General features: G+C 61.9%; 12 protein-coding genes. 11 read left to right on the forward strand and 1 reads right to left on the reverse strand.

Annotation, left to right across the window (positions count from 1 at the left end; translation table 11 throughout):
* The first annotated feature begins 248 nt into the window (after positions 1 to 248).
* From HX824_RS00005 to HX824_RS00035, 7 genes are all read left to right on the forward strand, one after another.
* Positions 249 to 830 (forward strand): alpha/beta hydrolase, encoded by a 582-nt coding sequence (locus tag HX824_RS00005; protein ID WP_003211820.1) that lies wholly within the window; start codon positions 249 to 251, stop codon positions 828 to 830.
* Positions 831 to 878: 48 nt separating this feature from the next.
* On the forward strand, positions 879 to 1,799 hold the full coding sequence (locus HX824_RS00010; protein ID WP_003211821.1) for a sigma 54-interacting transcriptional regulator: 921 nt from the start codon (positions 879 to 881) through the stop codon (positions 1,797 to 1,799).
* 232 nt (positions 1,800 to 2,031) lie between these two features.
* Positions 2,032 to 2,814, forward strand: a complete 783-nt coding sequence (locus HX824_RS00015) for a MetQ/NlpA family ABC transporter substrate-binding protein (protein WP_003211822.1) — start codon at positions 2,032 to 2,034, stop codon at positions 2,812 to 2,814.
* 559 nt (positions 2,815 to 3,373) lie between these two features.
* Positions 3,374 to 4,039 carry an amino acid ABC transporter permease gene (locus HX824_RS00020; protein ID WP_003211825.1) on the forward strand — a complete coding sequence of 222 codons (666 nt, stop codon included), beginning with the start codon at positions 3,374 to 3,376 and terminating at the stop codon, positions 4,037 to 4,039.
* Entirely contained in the window at positions 4,020 to 4,679 is a 660-nt protein-coding gene (locus tag HX824_RS00025; RefSeq protein ID WP_177053981.1) for an amino acid ABC transporter permease, read from the forward strand. Before HX824_RS00020 ends, HX824_RS00025 begins: the two co-directional genes overlap by 20 nt.
* Positions 4,676 to 5,452 (forward strand): amino acid ABC transporter ATP-binding protein, encoded by a 777-nt coding sequence (locus tag HX824_RS00030; protein ID WP_003211829.1) that lies wholly within the window; start codon positions 4,676 to 4,678, stop codon positions 5,450 to 5,452. The genes HX824_RS00025 and HX824_RS00030 overlap by 4 nt, the downstream gene beginning before the upstream one ends.
* Positions 5,449 to 6,324, forward strand: coding sequence for a transporter substrate-binding domain-containing protein (locus HX824_RS00035; RefSeq protein ID WP_008435828.1), 876 nt, complete (start codon positions 5,449 to 5,451; stop codon positions 6,322 to 6,324). The genes HX824_RS00030 and HX824_RS00035 overlap by 4 nt, the downstream gene beginning before the upstream one ends.
* 134 nt (positions 6,325 to 6,458) lie before the next feature.
* Here HX824_RS00035 and HX824_RS00040 read toward each other — a convergent pair whose 3' ends face one another.
* Positions 6,459 to 7,619 carry an AAA family ATPase gene (locus tag HX824_RS00040; protein WP_102606019.1) on the reverse strand — a complete coding sequence of 387 codons (1,161 nt, stop codon included), beginning with the start codon at positions 7,617 to 7,619 and terminating at the stop codon, positions 6,459 to 6,461.
* Positions 7,620 to 7,784: 165 nt separating this feature from the next.
* Here HX824_RS00040 and HX824_RS00045 point away from each other — a divergent pair, with 165 nt between their 5' ends.
* The 4 genes from HX824_RS00045 (at position 7,785) to HX824_RS00060 (ending at position 15,309) form a co-directional block, all read left to right on the forward strand.
* Entirely contained in the window at positions 7,785 to 8,888 is a 1,104-nt protein-coding gene (locus HX824_RS00045) for an efflux RND transporter periplasmic adaptor subunit (protein WP_003211832.1), read from the forward strand.
* Positions 8,885 to 9,955 carry an efflux RND transporter periplasmic adaptor subunit gene (locus HX824_RS00050; protein WP_177053982.1) on the forward strand — a complete coding sequence of 357 codons (1,071 nt, stop codon included), beginning with the start codon at positions 8,885 to 8,887 and terminating at the stop codon, positions 9,953 to 9,955. The genes HX824_RS00045 and HX824_RS00050 overlap by 4 nt, the downstream gene beginning before the upstream one ends.
* On the forward strand, positions 9,952 to 13,005 hold the full coding sequence (locus HX824_RS00055; protein ID WP_003211834.1) for an efflux RND transporter permease subunit: 3,054 nt from the start codon (positions 9,952 to 9,954) through the stop codon (positions 13,003 to 13,005). Before HX824_RS00050 ends, HX824_RS00055 begins: the two co-directional genes overlap by 4 nt.
* A gap of 120 nt (positions 13,006 to 13,125) precedes the next feature.
* Positions 13,126 to 15,309 (forward strand): glycoside hydrolase, encoded by a 2,184-nt coding sequence (locus tag HX824_RS00060; RefSeq protein WP_177053983.1) that lies wholly within the window; start codon positions 13,126 to 13,128, stop codon positions 15,307 to 15,309.
* The last annotated feature ends 89 nt before the right edge of the window (positions 15,310 to 15,398 follow it).

Raw genomic sequence — 15,398 nt, forward strand, 5'->3', positions numbered from 1 at the left:
GCGAGGTGCCGAGTGGTGGGGCAAGAGCGTTTTGCTTACTTTTGCGCTCTTCAAAAGTGAGCCGCTGTAAGAGCGGAACCAATAGCGGCCATAACCGAAGAAACGGATATGTACCCCCATCCCCCTAAACCCCCCATCACTCTCAACAAGCATTTTGGTTATTAATAAATAGCTTCTTATTCCTTAACGAATATATACCCCGTGCTTATACTGACCCACAACGTTAAACGCTGCAGGAGGGCACACCCATGCACAGCGAGTCGATTCGTTATCTGATCGTGCCGGGCTGGCAAGGATCGCCAGAAGATCATTGGCAAAGTCATTGGCAGAACAGCCTGCCCAACAGCGCGCGCGTGGAGCAGGCCGACTGGCTCACCCCACGCCGCGAAGACTGGGTGGCAGCCCTGGCCGAAGCCATCGCCGCCGACAGCACCCCGGTGATTTTGATCGCCCACAGCCTGGGCTGCATCACCGTCGCCCATTGGGCGGCCACCGCACCGGTGCAGTTCCTGCGTCAGGTACGCGGCGCCCTGCTGGTGGCCCCGGCCGATGTCGAACGCCCTGCCTGCGCACCCGCCCTGCGTAACTTTGCGCCAATCCCCAGCCACCTGTTGCCCTTCCCAAGCCAGGTCGTCAGCTCCGACAACGACAGCGCCGTCAGCGCCACCCGCGCCTTGGAACTGGCACGTAACTGGGGCGCCGAAGCGGGAATTCTCGCGGGCGCCGGGCACATCAACGTGAAGTCCGGCCATCAACGCTGGGAACAGGGTTTCGCCTACCTCTATCGCCTGCAAAATCGCCTGGAACATCACTCCCGGCGCCGTGCATAAAATTTTTTAAACGCCCCTTCCCCTTCGTGGATGGGGCGGGAGCCTGCCATGAGCCTGCATGAAACCTTCGGTCAGCCCCTGCTGACCTTCCCCGACGCCGAAAAAAGCCCCCTGAGCATTCGTGCCAAGGCGCTGGTGTTTGTCGACCCGCGTTCGCGGCAACTGCGCGAAGACCTCGAAAACCTCGCCCCCCGTGCCTTGCCCGTGTTGATCCGCGGCGAAACCGGCAGCGGCAAGGAGTTGCTCGCCCGGCATATCCACCGTGGCAGCGACCGCACCGGCCTGTTTGTCTCGGTGAATTGCGGCGCCATCAGCCCGACATACGCCGACGCCGAACTGTTCGGCTACGCCGCAGGCAGCCACAGCGGCGCAGCCAGCAGCCGCGCCGGCTGGTTTGGCTCAGCCAACGGCGGCACGTTGTACCTGGATGAAATCGGCGACTTGCCGCTGCCAATCCAGGTCAAGCTGCTGGCGGCGCTGGAAAACCACGAAGTCACCCGCGTCGGCGCCCATCAGCCAAGCCCGGTGGATGTGCGGCTGGTGGCGGCCACCAGCATCGACCTCGCCCAGGCCGTGGCGGCCGGCAAGTTTCATGAGCGCCTGTTCCATTACCTCAGCGAAGGCCAACTGGAGCTGCCCGCACTGCGCGAGCGGGTGGGCGACATCCTGTCACTGGCCGAATATTTCCTCGGCATCTACAGCCAGCGCCTCGACCTGCCGGTGCCGCTGATCAGCGACGAAGCCCAGCGCGTGCTGGAGCATCACAGCTGGCCGGGCAACACCCGGGAGTTGGAGAACGTGATTCACTTTGCCTTGCTGGTCAGCAGTGGCGACGAGATTTTGCCTGAGCATTTGAACCTGCCCGTGGCGGGTTCACCTGTGGAGCAGGTGCGGCGAATTCTTGGCCACGCCAGCGCCGCCGAGGTTGAAGCCCTGAAAAGCTATCTGAAAGAACACGCTGTTTTGTAGGAGCCCGGCTTGCCGGCGATGGCGTCCTCAGGAGCATCGCAAGGCTCAAGACCGCCATCGCCGGCAAGACGGGCTCCTGCATGAACAAAATGGAATATCAAAGTGAATAAAAAGTATTGTTCTGGAATAAAAAACCTCGGTATTGTCCGCTCCACGCCGCGATAGCACTTCGCTGGCATCCACTAAAAAAGCGGCCGTCCCAGACGACCCGGATTTTCGATAAGGACACTGCATGAAAAAGGTTCTGTTGTTTACCGCACTGGCGGCTGCCCTGACCGCAAGCTTCGCCCAGGCCAACGAGAAACTGGTGGTAGCCGCTACCCCGATCCCGCACGCCGAGATCCTTGAGCTGGTCAAGCCGACCCTGGCCAAAGAAGGCGTGGACCTGGAAATCAAAGTCTTCACCGACTACGTACAACCGAACGTACAGGTGGCCGAGAAGCGTCTGGACGCCAACTACTTCCAGACCCTGCCGTACCTGGAAAACTTCAACAAGGGTAAAGGCACCAACCTGGTCACCGTAGTGGGTGTGCACGTTGAACCCTTCGGCGGCTACTCGAAAAAGATCAAAAACATCTCTGAGCTCAAAGATGGCGCCACCGTGGCGATCCCGAACGAAGGCAGCAACTCCGGCCGTGCCCTGCTGCTGCTGCAAAAGGCTGGCGTGATCACTCTGAAAGACCCGACCAACGCCCTGGCCACGCCGAAAGACATCGCCAGCAACCCGAAACACCTGAAATTCAAAGAGCTGGAATCGGCGCTGCTGCCACGCGTCCTGGACCAGGTTGACCTGGACCTGATCAACACCAACTACGCCCTGGAAGCCGGCCTGAACCCGGCCAAGGACGCGTTGATCATCGAAGACGCCAAGTCGCCGTACGTGAACTTCCTGGTTGCCCGCCCGGACAACAAGGACAGCGACGCGATCCAGAAGCTGGCCAAAGCCCTGACCAGCCCTGAAGTGAAAGCTTTCATCGAGAAGAAATACAACGGCGCGGTCGTGCCGGCGTTCTGATCGAACCCAAAAACCTCCTTCAAGGTTTAAACGCCGACGGCTTCTACAGCGTCGGCGTTTTTTATGGCTGGAACACAATCGAAATGTGGGAGCGGGCTTGCTCGCGAATGCGGTGGGTCAGCCAACACATCTGCTGACTGATACACCGCATTCGCGAGCAAGCCCGCTCCCACATTTGGGACTGTGTCAGCTCAGATATTTCGACTGTTAATGGCCCTGCGCAGTGCCACCAGCCACTTCACCAGTTCCTGCGGATCAATCGGTTTTGCCTCGTTCATCGTTCACTCCCTCGCTGTTGATTGGCCGTCAGTCTGGCCACGCGCTGCCTATCCCTGAAGTGCAGCTCCGATAAAAAGACCCGTCCTACTTCCCCGGGAACAGTAGCTGTCATCCATCTGCACCGCGAATCCGCAGGTTATCTATTTGGGTGATATCAATATTCTATTTCGGTATTTAAATTTTGCTTTTTATACCTTTAAAGTCGGCGCTACCCGGCGTTACCCACGCTGGACCGGACCGCACCAACGCCGCTTTACCCCTGCGGCGTCAGGGATTTCAGATGACCTTCGATTACGCATTTATCCTCAGCACGCTGCCAGCGTTTCTCAAGGCCGTGGGCGTTACCCTGCAAGTCGGCCTGATCGCCATTGGCACCTCCATGCTGGTGGCCTTGATCAACGCCGCGCTGCTGGTGTTTCGCACGCCCTACGTGTGGCGCCTGGTGGCGCTGTACGTGGAGTTGGCGCGCAACACACCGCTGCTGATCCAACTGTTTTTCGTCTATTTCGCGTTGCCGGCCCTGGGGCTGAATATCTCCGGGTTCTGGGCTGCAATCATCACCATGACCTTTCTCGGCGGCGCCTACCTCACGGAAGTGTTGCGCGCCGGTGTCGAGGCGGTGCCGCTGGCACAGATCGAATCGGGCAAGTCCATCGGGCTGTCCCACTGGCAACTGCTGCGCCATGTGATCCTGCCCCAGGCCGGGATCCTCAGCCTGCCGGCGCTGTTTGCGAACTTTATTTTCCTGCTCAAGGAAACCACGATCGTGTCGGCGGTGGCGGTGCCGGAGATTCTCTACACCACCAAAAGCTATATCGCCCTCTACTACAAAACCTACGAAATGCTCGCGGTGCTCACGTTGATCTGCGTGCTGTTATTCCTGCCACTGTCGCTGCTGCTCAGCCGCCTTGAAAGGAGGCTCCAGCATGGCCAGTTCGGGTCTTGAATTACTCTGGGTGTCCTTGCCGCAACTGGGCAAGGGCGCGGCGCAAACCCTGTCGATTTCGTTCTTGAGCATCGCCTTCAGCACCGTCGGCGGCGTGGTGTATGGCGTGCTGCGCACGTTGAATTCGAAAACGATCAACCTGGTGCTGCGGATTTACCTGGAGCTGTTCCGTGCCATTCCGGTGTTGGTGTGGTTGTACTTGCTGTTCTTCGGCCTGCCGATTTTCTTTGGCCTGAGCATTCCGAGCTTCTGGTGCGCCGTGCTGGTGTTGTCGCTGTGGGGTGCCAGTGAAGTCGGCGAAGTGGTGCGCGGTGCGTTGCATTCGTTGCCCCGAGGCCAGCGTGAAGCCGGCCTGTCGATTGGCCTGTCGGACCCGCAACTGTACGGCTACGTGCTGTTGCCCCAGGCCCTGAAACGCATGACGCCGCCGACCATCAACGTCTACACCCGCATCATCAAGACCAGCTCCCTGGCGGTGCTGATCGGTGTGGTGGACGTGATCAAGGTCGGCCAGCAAATCATCGAGCGCACCTACGAGTCGGTGTTGATCTACGGCGCGCTGTTCCTGTTTTTCTTCTTTATCTGCTACCCGTTGTCGGCCGCCTCCAAGGTGCTGGAACGGCGCTGGGCCCAAGCATGAGCGCATTGATCGAGTTCCAGGGTTTCAACAAGTTTTTCGGCGACCAGCAGGTGCTCGACGGCATCGACCTGAGTGTGCAAAGCGGCGAAGTGGTGGTGATCCTCGGCCCCAGCGGTTGCGGCAAAAGCACATTGCTGCGGTGCCTCAATGGCCTGGAAGTGGCCCACAGCGGCAGCCTGCGTTTTGCGGGCAAGGAGCTGCTGGACAAGGCCACCGACTGGCGCCAGGTGCGCCAGGACGTGGGCATGGTGTTCCAGAGTTATCACCTGTTCCCGCACATGAGCGTGCTCGACAACCTCCTGCTCGGCCCGCTGAAAGTGCAAAAACGCGAGCCCCGCGAAGCCCGGGCCCAGGCAGAAAAACTGCTGGAACGGGTGGGCCTCTCCGACAAACGCGACGCCTACCCGCGCCAGCTGTCGGGCGGCCAGCAGCAACGCATCGCCATCGTCCGCTCGCTGTGCATGAACCCGCAGGTCATGCTGTTTGACGAAGTCACCGCGGCCCTCGACCCGGAGATGGTCAAGGAAGTACTGGAAGTGATCCAGGGCCTGGCCCGGGACGGCATGACGCTGCTGATCGTCACCCATGAAATGGCCTTCGCCCGCGCCGTCGCCGACCGCGTGGTGTTCATGGAGGCCGGCCGCATCCTCGAACAAAACACCCCCGAGGCATTCTTTACGAACCCGCAAACCGCACGCGCGCAGCAGTTCCTGGAGAAGTTCTCCTTCGTTTCAACACTGCCCAAAAGAACCAAGGAACTGGAGCTGTCATGAAAACTGCCAAGTTGTTATTCCCCCTGTTCGGCCTCGCTTTGCTGGCCGGCTGCAATAAATCCGAAGAGCCCGCCAAGACGGCTGCCGCTGCCACCCCGGCACCCGCTGCGGTGAGCTACATCGACAAGATCAAGGCGCGGGACAAGCTGATCGTCGGCGTATTCACCGACAAGCCGCCGTTTGGTTTCGTGGATGAGTCCGGCCGCTATGTCGGCTTCGATACCGACATCGGCCGCCGTTTCGCCAAGGACCTGCTGGGGGACGAGAACAAGGTTGAATTCGTCGCCGTAGAGCCGGCGAGCCGCATTCCGTTCCTGCAAAGCGACAAGGTCGACCTGATCCTCGCCAACATGACGGTGACGCCGGAGCGCAAGGAAGCGGTGGACTTCACCAACCCGAACCTGAAAGTCGCGGTGCAGGCCCTGGTGCCGCAGGACAGCTCGGTGAAGAGCCTGGACGACCTGGCGACCCGCACCACCATCGTCACCACCGGCACCACCGCGGATATCTGGCTGACCAAGAACCACCCGGACTGGAAACTGCTGAAGTTCGAGAAAAATTCCGAGTCGCTGCAAGCGTTGTCAGCGGGCCGTGGTGATGCCTATGCCCAGGACAACCTGGTGCTGTTCAGCTGGGCCAAGCAGAACCCGGGCTATCGCGTGCTGGAGCAGAAACTGGGGGATGAAGCGCCGATTGCGCCGGCGGTGAAGAAGGGCAACATCGAACTGCGGGATTGGGTGAATGCCGAGCTGGCGAAGTTGGGCGAAGAGAAGTATCTGCTCAAGCTGTATGACCAGTATGTTCGCAAGGAACTGAGCGATGACACCAAGCCTGAGAGTGTGATTGTTGAAGGCGGGAAGTGGCAGGGTTGATCAGTTAGCTGTTGGGTGACTGATCTACCGTCTTCGCGAGCAAGCCCGCTCCCACATTCGACCGAGTTCCACCTTTGGAATGCGGACAAATGTGGGAGCGGGCTTGCTCGCGAAGAGGCCCTCACAGGCGCCGCCTAACTGGGCCAATGCCACGCCGGCTCATCCAGCACCCGCTGCCCCACCACCTGCGTCTGCCCCATCACCTTCTCCAGCACGATCGAATTACACCCTTCATCCTGCTGCAACGCCGCAATCAAGCGGCTGGCATGGGACACCACCCACACCTGACACTGCTGCGACACCTGGATGATCAGCCGCGCCAACGCCGGCAAAAGATCCGGGTGCAAGCTGGTTTCCGGTTCGTTCAATACCATCATCGTCGGTGGCCTCGGCGTCAGCAGCGCCGCCACCAGCAGCAAGTAGCGCAAGGTCCCGTCCGACAACTCTGCTGCCGACAAGGGCCGCAGCAATCCTTCCTGATAAAACTCGATGGCAAAGCGTCCGCCCTGCAACGGCTCGATATTCAACCGCGCGCCCGGAAACGCATCGCTGATCGCCCGCTGCAAGGCGTCCGGGTCGCCAATCTCGCGGATGGTCTGCAACGCCGCCGCCAAGTCCCGCCCATCGTGATGCAGCACCGGCGTACGCGTGCCCAGTTGCGGCTGGCGCACCGGGGCGTCGACGTCGCTGCGAAAGTGGTCATAAAAGCGCCAGCCGCGAATGCTTTCGCGCAGCAGCAATACCTCCGGCGAACCCCGCAGGCTGCCGACCTGATCGAACAGGCTGTGGTAGTTCGGCGTGTGCTGGGCCAGTACATCCCAGGCGCGGCCATCGCGGGCACGTACCATCGGGCCGGAGCGCTGCACCAGCAGGCTCGCCGGGCGAAATACATGCCCGGCCCAGATGCATTCTTTCTTGATCTCCGGGTCCAGGGAAAAATAGGACAAGGTTTTCTCGGGCAACCCCAGGGAAATCGCATAGCTGAAATCCTCTGCGGCAAACCCCAGGCGCAGCCGCTTGGCGCCCTGGCGCACGATGGGCTCCACCGCCACTTCACCACTGAGCATGCGCCGACTGATGCTTTCCGGCCCGGCCCAGAAGGTCGAATCCAGCCCGCCTTCACGGGCCAGTGCGTTGATCACGCCGCCCTGGGCCGTCTCCGCCAGCAGCCGAAGGGCGCGGTACAGGTTGGACTTGCCGCTGCCATTGGGGCCGGTAATCAGGTTCAACCGATCCAGCGGCACCACCAATTTGTTGATCGAGCGGTAATTGGCCACCGCGAGGGTTTTGAGCATGAGAGGATGTTCGCGATTATGTGGATCCGCATGTTACCTGCGTCGGCTGGCGGAGATGTGTCGCGGGCGTCCTGATTTCCTGTAAGTCAATGCCTACGACGCGGAACCCTGAACTACGCTAACAGTCGCATAATCACCGACGCGTCAATCAAGCAAGGAGCCTGCATGGGCGGTCCCAAACTCACATTTATCCTCGGCCTTGGCTTGCTGGCGCTGCTGAGCGGTTGCGGCCAGGAAAAAGCCGAACCCAAGGAACATTCCCGGGTGTTTGTGCAGACGGTGAAGTCCACCGACTTTGCCGCCGCCGTGACTTTGACCGGCGATATCCAGGCCCGGGTGCAGACCGATCTGTCGTTCCGCGTCGGCGGCAAGATCATCCAGCGCATGGTGGATGTCGGCGACCGCGTCAGCGCCAAGCAGGTGCTGGCCAAGCTCGATCCGAAAGATTTGCAGACCAACGTCGACTCCGCCCAGGCCCAGGTGGTCGCCGAGCAGGCGCGGGTCAAACAGACCGCCGCCGCGTTTGTGCGCCAGGAAAAACTCTTGCCCAAGGGCTACACCAGCCGCAGCGAATACGACTCTGCCCAGGCCGCGTTGCGCAGCAGCCAGAGCGCGCTGACCGCCGCCCAGGCGCAGTTGGCCAATGCCCGCGAGCAGTTGGGCTACACCTCGCTGGTCGCCGACGCGCCGGGCATCATCACCGCCCGCCAGGCCGAGGTGGGCCAGGTGGTGCAGGCCACCGTGCCGATTTTCAGCCTGGCCCGGGATGGCGAGCGCGACGCGGTGTTCAACGTCTATGAATCGCTGCTGGTGGAGCCGCCGCCGGACAAACCGATTACCGTCAGCCTGCTGGAAAACCCGCAGATCACCGCCGTGGGCAAGGTGCGCGAAGTCACCCCGGCCGTTGCCGCCAATACCGGCACGGTGCAAGTCAAAATCGCCCTCGACGCGCTGCCCAAGGGCATGCAACTGGGCTCGGTGGTCAGCGCCACGGCCAACGGGCCGGCTAAGGCCAGCATCGAATTGCCGTGGGCAGCCTTGACCAAAGACATCAGCGCGCCTGCTGTCTGGCTGGTGGACGACGACGGCAAGGCGCAACTGCACAAGGTCACGGTCGCGCGTTACCTGACCGGCAAGGTGATCATCAGCGACGGCCTCAAGGGCGGCGAAAAAGTCGTGGTGGCCGGCGGGCAACTGCTGCATCCCGGCATGATCGTGGAAATCGCCCAGCCGCCGGATCAGGCCCAGGCCCAGGGAGTGCAGCCATGAAGCAGTTGACGTGTGTTCTCGCCGCCAGCCTGCTGTTGATGGCATGTTCCAAGGAAGAACCGGCGCCGGAACCGGTGCGCCCGGTGCTGTCGATTGAAGTGAAAGCCGAAGACCAGGAAAACCTCGGCCGCTTCGCCGGAACGATCCAGGCCCGCTACGAAAGCAATCTCGGTTTCCGTGTGCCAGGCCGTATCGCCCGGCGCGCGGTCGACGTGGGCGCTGAAGTGCAGCAGGGCGCGTTGTTGGCCGTGCTCGACCCCACCGATCAACAGAACCAGTTGCGCGCCGCCCAGGGCGACCTGGCCCGGGTCCAGGCACAGTGGATCAACGCCCAGGCCAATGCCCGCCGCCAGCAGGAACTGTTCAGCCGTGGCGTCGGCGCCCAGGCCCAACTGGACATCGCCCAGACCGACTTGAAAACCACCCAGGCTTCCCTGGATCAGGCCAGGGCCTCGGTCAACCAGGCCAAGGACCAGCTCAACTACGCCGAACTGCGCACCGACCATGCAGGCATCGTCACCGCCTGGAATGCCGAGGCCGGCCAGGTGGTCAGCGCCGGGCAGCAAGTGGTGACCCTGGCACGACCGGACATCAAGGAAGCCGTCATCGACTTGCCCGCCGGCCTCGCCGAGCGCCTGCCGCCGGATGTGGTGTTCCTGGTCGCCGGGCAAATGGACCCGAACATCAGCACGACTGCCACCGTGCGCGAGATCGAACCCCAGGCCCAAAGCGCCACCCGCACCCGTCGCGCCCGCCTGACCCTGGCCGAAACGCCGCCCGCGTTTCGCCTCGGCACCGCTATCAGCGTGACCTTGAGCTCAGCCATCGCTCCGCGTATCGAACTGCCCCTCAGCGCCTTGCAGGAAGCCGACGGCAAGACCCGCATCTGGGTCATCGACACCCAAAGCCAGACCGTACAGCCCCGTGACGTCAGCATCGTCAGCCGCGACGCCGACAGCGCCTTGCTCAACGCCGGCGTCAAACCCGGCGAGCGGGTGGTGAGTGCCGGCGTGAACAGCCTGAAGCCCGGGCAAAAAGTCAAAATCGACGAGGACAGCCCGCGATGAAAGGGAGCTTCAACTTATCCGACTGGGCCCTCAAGCATCAGTCCTTCGTCTGGTACCTGATGTTCGTCGCGCTGCTGATGGGCGTGTTCTCGTACATGAACCTCGGTCGCGAGGAAGACCCGTCGTTCACCATCAAGACCATGGTGATCCAGACCCGCTGGCCGGGTGCGACCCAGGAAGAGACCCTGAAGCAGGTCACCGACCGCATCGAGAAAAAACTCGAAGAGCTGGACTCCCTCGACTACGTGAAGAGCTACACCCGGCCCGGCGAGTCCACGGTGTTCGTGTTCCTGCGGGACACCACCAGCGCCAAGGACATCCCGCAGATCTGGTACCAGGTCCGCAAGAAGATCGACGATATTCGCGGCAGCTTCCCCCAAGGCTTGCAGGGGCCGGCGTTCAACGACGAGTTCGGGGATGTGTTCGGCTCGGTGTACGCGTTTACCGCCGACGGCCTGTCGATGCGCCAGCTGCGCGATTACGTGGAGCAGGTGCGCGCCGAAATTCGTTCGGTACCGGGGCTGGGCAAGGTCGAGATGATCGGCCAGCAGGACGAAGTGATTTACCTGAATTTCTCCACCCGCAAACTCGCAGCGCTGGGGATCGATCAGCGCCAGGTGGTGCAGAGCCTGCAATCGCAGAACGCCGTGACCCCGGCTGGGGTGATCGAGGCCGGGCCGGAGCGGATTTCGGTGCGCACCTCCGGGCAGTTCGCCTCGGAGAAGGACCTGGCCAACGTCAACCTGCGGCTCAATGACCGTTTCTATCGGCTGGCCGACGTGGCGGAAATCACCCGTGGCTATGTCGACCCGTCGACGCCGATGTTCCGCTTCAACGGCAAACCCGCCATCGGCTTGGCCATCGCCATGCAGAAGGGCGGCAACATCCAGGATTTCGGCAAGGCCCTGCACAAACGCATGGACGACCTGACCGCCGACCTGCCGGTGGGTGTGGGCGTGCACAAGGTTTCCGACCAGGCCGAAGTGGTGGAGGAGGCCGTTGGCGGCTTTACCAGCGCGTTGTTCGAGGCGGTGATCATCGTGCTGGTGGTGAGCTTTATCAGCCTCGGCGTGCGTGCCGGGTTGGTGGTGGCGTGCTCGATCCCGCTGGTGCTGGCGCTGGTGTTCGTGTTCATGGAGTACAGCGGCATCACCATGCAGCGGGTGTCGCTGGGCGCGTTGATCATCGCCCTCGGCCTGTTGGTGGACGACGCGATGATCACCGTGGAGATGATGATCACGCGCCTGGAAAAAGGCGAGACCAAGGAGCAGGCGGCGACGTTCGCCTACACCTCCACCGCGTTCCCGATGTTGACCGGCACGCTGGTGACCGTCGCCGGGTTTGTGCCGATTGGCCTCAACGCCAGTTCGGCGGGGGAGTACACCTTCACGCTGTTCGCGGTGATTGCCGTGGCGATGCTGGTGTCGTGGGTGGTCGCGGTATTGTTCGCGCCGGTGCTCGGGGTGCATATCCTCAGCAGCAAGGTAAAACCCCATAACGCCGAGCCCGGCCGTGTGGGCCGGGCGTTCAATGGCGGCATGCTGTGGGCCATGCGCAATCGCTGGTGGGCCATCGGCATCACCGTGCTGTTGTTTGTGGCGTCGGTGTTTTCCATGCAGTTTGTGCAGAACCAGTTTTTCCCGTCCTCGGACCGTCCGGAAATTCTCGTCGACCTCAACCTGCCGCAAAACGCCTCGATCAACGAGACCCGCAAGGCCGTCGACCGTCTTGAGGCGATCATCAAGGACGACCCGGACATCGCCCGCTGGAGCACCTATATCGGCCAGGGCGCGATCCGCTTCTACCTGCCGCTGGACCAGCAACTGGAGAACCCGTACTACGCGCAACTGGTGATCGTCAGCAAGGGCCTGGAAGAGCGCGGCGCCTTGATTGCGCGCCTGCAAAAACGCCTGCGGGAAGATTTTGTCGGCGTGGGCAGTTTCGTGCAGCCACTGGAAATGGGGCCGCCGGTGGGGCGTCCGATCCAGTATCGGGTGTCTGGCAAGGACATCGACCAGGTGCGCAAACACGCGATCGAACTGGCGACCATGCTCGATAAAAATACCCACATGGGCGAGATCATCTACGACTGGAACGAGCCGGGCAAAGTCCTGCGGGTGGACATCGCCCAGGACAAGGCGCGGCAATTGGGGCTGTCGTCGGAAGACGTGGCGCAGTTGATGAACAGCGTGGTCAGCGGTGCGTCGGTGACCCAGGTGCATGACGATATCTACCTGATCAACGTGGTCGGTCGCGCCGAAGATGCCGAACGCGGTACGCCGGAAACCTTGCAGAACCTGCAGATCGTCACGCCCAACGGCACCTCGATTCCGCTGCTGGCGTTCGCCACCGTGCGTTATGAGCTGGAACAGCCGTTGGTATGGCGTCGCGACCGCAAGCCGACCATCACCATCAAGGCGGCGGTGCGCGACGACATGCAGCCGACCGACCTGGTGAAACAGCTCAAGCCGGACATCGACAAGTTCAGTGCTGGGTTGCCGGTGGGCTACAAGGTCGCCACCGGCGGCACCGTGGAAGAAAGCGGCAAGGCCCAGGGCCCGATTGCCAGGGTAGTACCGTTGATGTTGTTCCTGATGGCGACCTTCCTGATGATCCAGCTGCACAGCGTGCAGAAGATGTTCCTGGTGGCCAGCGTGGCGCCGCTGGGGCTGATTGGCGTGGTGTTGGCGCTGATTCCCACGGGCACGCCCATGGGCTTTGTGGCGATTCTCGGGATCCTTGCGCTGATCGGCATCATTATCCGTAACTCGGTGATCCTGGTGACGCAGATCGACGCCTACGAGCGCGACGGCTACACGCCGTGGGACGCGGTGGTGGAAGCTACCGAACACCGGCGCCGGCCGATCCTGCTGACCGCAGCAGCGGCCAGCCTGGGCATGATCCCTATCGCCCGTGAAGTGTTCTGGGGCCCGATGGCCTACGCGATGATCGGCGGGATCATCATCGCCACCTTGCTGACGCTGCTGTTCCTGCCGGCGCTGTACGTGGCCTGGTACAAGATTCGCGAGCCGAAGAAAGAACAAGCCTGACGGTCACAGCGGTGACATTCCTACACGGACGTGGGAATGTTCCCTGAAACATTTTTTTGCCCTTCGCACCCGATCAATTGTTTTACCCTCCGGGCCTGATCCTTTGCCAAGGCCTGCCCCATGCGTTGTTTCCTGCTGGTTTGTAGCTTGTTACTGTCGCCCGTGGCCCTTGCCGGCACGGTGCTGGAGAACGCCCTGTGGCGGGTTGAGATCGACCCGGCGACCCTTGCGATCCACGTTTTCCCCAGCGACAAGACCGCCGTGCAGGCTTCAAGCGGAGGCCCTGCGCACAGGGTCAACCAGCTCTCCCAAAGCACCCGTCAGGCCAGTTGGCAATGGGACGATGGCGCCTATCGCCTGAGCGCCACCCTCGAGCAACGGGATCTTGCCCTGACGATTACCGCCCGTGATGCCGGTGAGTTGGCGATCCTGCGCCAACCCGCCAGCGCCATGGGCAAGGGCCTGATCTGGCCCCTGGCCGAAGGGCATTACGTGCCGGCGGGCAATGGTGTGTGGCAGGACTTCCTGCTGGAACAGGGCGACGTCAACACCACCCAGGACCTCAGCTTGCCGCTGTGGGGCGTGGATCACGGCGCGTTTACCCTCAACTGGCTGATGACCAATCCTTACAACAACCGTCTGCACTGGCAGGCCGACGGCAAAGGACTGGCGTTGTCCGCCTTCCATGAATTCACCACGCTGGACCCCGCGGCACCGATGACCGTTCTGTTGCACCTGGGCGAAAGCGACCCGCTGGCCGGCGCCAAGCGTTATCACCAGTGGCTGGTGGAGCAGGGGCTGTTTGAACCGTTGGCGGACAAGTTGCGGCAAACCCCGGAAGCGGAAAAGCTGCTGGGCGCCAGCCATATCTACCTGTGGGGCAATGATCTGCTGGCTCCGGGGGATGTGCGCGACTGGCCGCAACTGCTCAAGCTGCTGCGCAGCGGTAAAGGCTTGGCGGCTGAATTGAATGGCTTGCTGGACAAAGAGGCTGCGCAGGTTCGGCAGGTCAAGCAACCGTATGAGCAGGCTGTCCTGCTGCGCGGCCTGAACGCGGCGATCAACACAAAGGCCCGGCAAAGCTGGCAGCCCTCCACCGAGCCGAATATGACCCAACTCGCTGATGGCTATGGTGCGCTGCGTCGCGAGTTGGCCGTGGCTTTTGCGGGTGCCTTGAGCGCCACGCCTAAGACTTGGGGCAACACCTTGTCCGTCACCAACGCGCTGAAAGGCGCCGGTCTCAAGCGCCTGCTGGTGACCCAGGGCGAAGGCTGGGAAGGCGGGCTCTGGCATCCTGAGGCGGTGAAGACCGGGGTCGACGCCGGTTACCTGATGGCGCCCTACGACTCTTATGAAACGGCACTGTCTGCCACCGAAAATCCCGACTGGACCACCGCGCACCTGGGCAGCAAGGCCTATGGCGAGTGCGCGATCGTGTTGAAGGGCGGCCAGCTCAAGACAGGCTTCCAGAAGTCCGGCCACTACACCGACCCGCGCTGCGTGCGGCCGTTGCTGGAGGCGCGGATCAAGGCGGTGCAGGCCAAGTCCGGGTTCAACGCCTGGTTCCTCGACGCCTATGCCACCAGTATGTTGTTCGACAGCTATCGCACGGGTGCGAGCATGACCCAGGCACAAAATGCCGAAGGCAATATCGATGCGGCCCGCTGGATCAATACGGCGCTGAAGTTGCCGGCAGGTTCCGAGGACGGCAACGCGATCACCGCCCGAGGCATCCTGTTTGCCCACGGCATGCAAACGCCGGTGCTGGGCTGGGGTGATCGGGAGATGACCAAGGACAAGCAGTCGCCGTATTACGTCGGGGCTTGGTACCCGCCGGAACAGCCGGCGGTGTTCTTCAAGTCGGTGCCGTTGAAAGAGCCGTTTCGCACGGTCTACTTTGACCCGACGATGCGCCTGCCGCTGTATCAGGCGGTGTTCCATGGCTCGGTGATCACCACCCACCATTGGCTGTTCGACAGCCTGAAACTGAGCAACGTGCGGGCCGAAAACGAGCTGACGCAACTGCTCTACAACGTGCCGCCGCTGTATCACCTGAGTGCGGCGACGGTGAAGCAGCGCTTGCCGGTTATTCAGCGCCAGGACGCGTTCTTCCGGCCGCTGCATGAGCGGTTGGCGACTCAGGCGATGACCGATTTTCGCTGGCTGACCGAAGATAAACAGGTGCAGCAGACCACGTTTGCCGATGGGACGCGGTTGGTGGCGAATTTTGCTGAGGGGCGTATTACGGCTTTTGTACCTGGCGCCCAGGCTGTGGTGTATCAGGTGGATGAGTGGCGGCTGTGAGTCCTTCGCGAGCAAGCCCGCTCCCACAGGGGAATGCATTCCAAAATGTGGGAGCGGGCTTGCTCGCGAAGGCGTAAGCCCAAACAACA

Origin of the sequence: Pseudomonas sp. D4002 (assembly GCF_013385665.1) — a bacterium.
GTDB lineage: Bacteria > Pseudomonadota > Gammaproteobacteria > Pseudomonadales > Pseudomonadaceae > Aquipseudomonas.

Excerpts from the sequence above, each read along its gene's own strand:
- HX824_RS00060 (WP_177053983.1), top strand. The coding sequence starts at position 13,126 with ATGCGTTGTTTCCTGCTGGTTTGTAGCTTGTTACTGTCGCCCGTGGCC.
- HX824_RS00025 (WP_177053981.1), top strand. The coding sequence starts at position 4,020 with ATGGCCAGTTCGGGTCTTGAATTACTCTGGGTGTCCTTGCCGCAACTG.
- HX824_RS00010 (WP_003211821.1), top strand. The coding sequence starts at position 879 with ATGAGCCTGCATGAAACCTTCGGTCAGCCCCTGCTGACCTTCCCCGAC.
- HX824_RS00020 (WP_003211825.1), top strand. The coding sequence starts at position 3,374 with ATGACCTTCGATTACGCATTTATCCTCAGCACGCTGCCAGCGTTTCTC.
- HX824_RS00005 (WP_003211820.1), top strand. The coding sequence starts at position 249 with ATGCACAGCGAGTCGATTCGTTATCTGATCGTGCCGGGCTGGCAAGGA.
- HX824_RS00040 (WP_102606019.1), bottom strand. The coding sequence starts at position 7,619 with ATGCTCAAAACCCTCGCGGTGGCCAATTACCGCTCGATCAACAAATTG.
- HX824_RS00015 (WP_003211822.1), top strand. The coding sequence starts at position 2,032 with ATGAAAAAGGTTCTGTTGTTTACCGCACTGGCGGCTGCCCTGACCGCA.
- HX824_RS00050 (WP_177053982.1), top strand. The coding sequence starts at position 8,885 with ATGAAGCAGTTGACGTGTGTTCTCGCCGCCAGCCTGCTGTTGATGGCA.
- HX824_RS00055 (WP_003211834.1), top strand. The coding sequence starts at position 9,952 with ATGAAAGGGAGCTTCAACTTATCCGACTGGGCCCTCAAGCATCAGTCC.
- HX824_RS00045 (WP_003211832.1), top strand. The coding sequence starts at position 7,785 with ATGGGCGGTCCCAAACTCACATTTATCCTCGGCCTTGGCTTGCTGGCG.
- HX824_RS00030 (WP_003211829.1), top strand. The coding sequence starts at position 4,676 with ATGAGCGCATTGATCGAGTTCCAGGGTTTCAACAAGTTTTTCGGCGAC.
- HX824_RS00035 (WP_008435828.1), top strand. The coding sequence starts at position 5,449 with ATGAAAACTGCCAAGTTGTTATTCCCCCTGTTCGGCCTCGCTTTGCTG.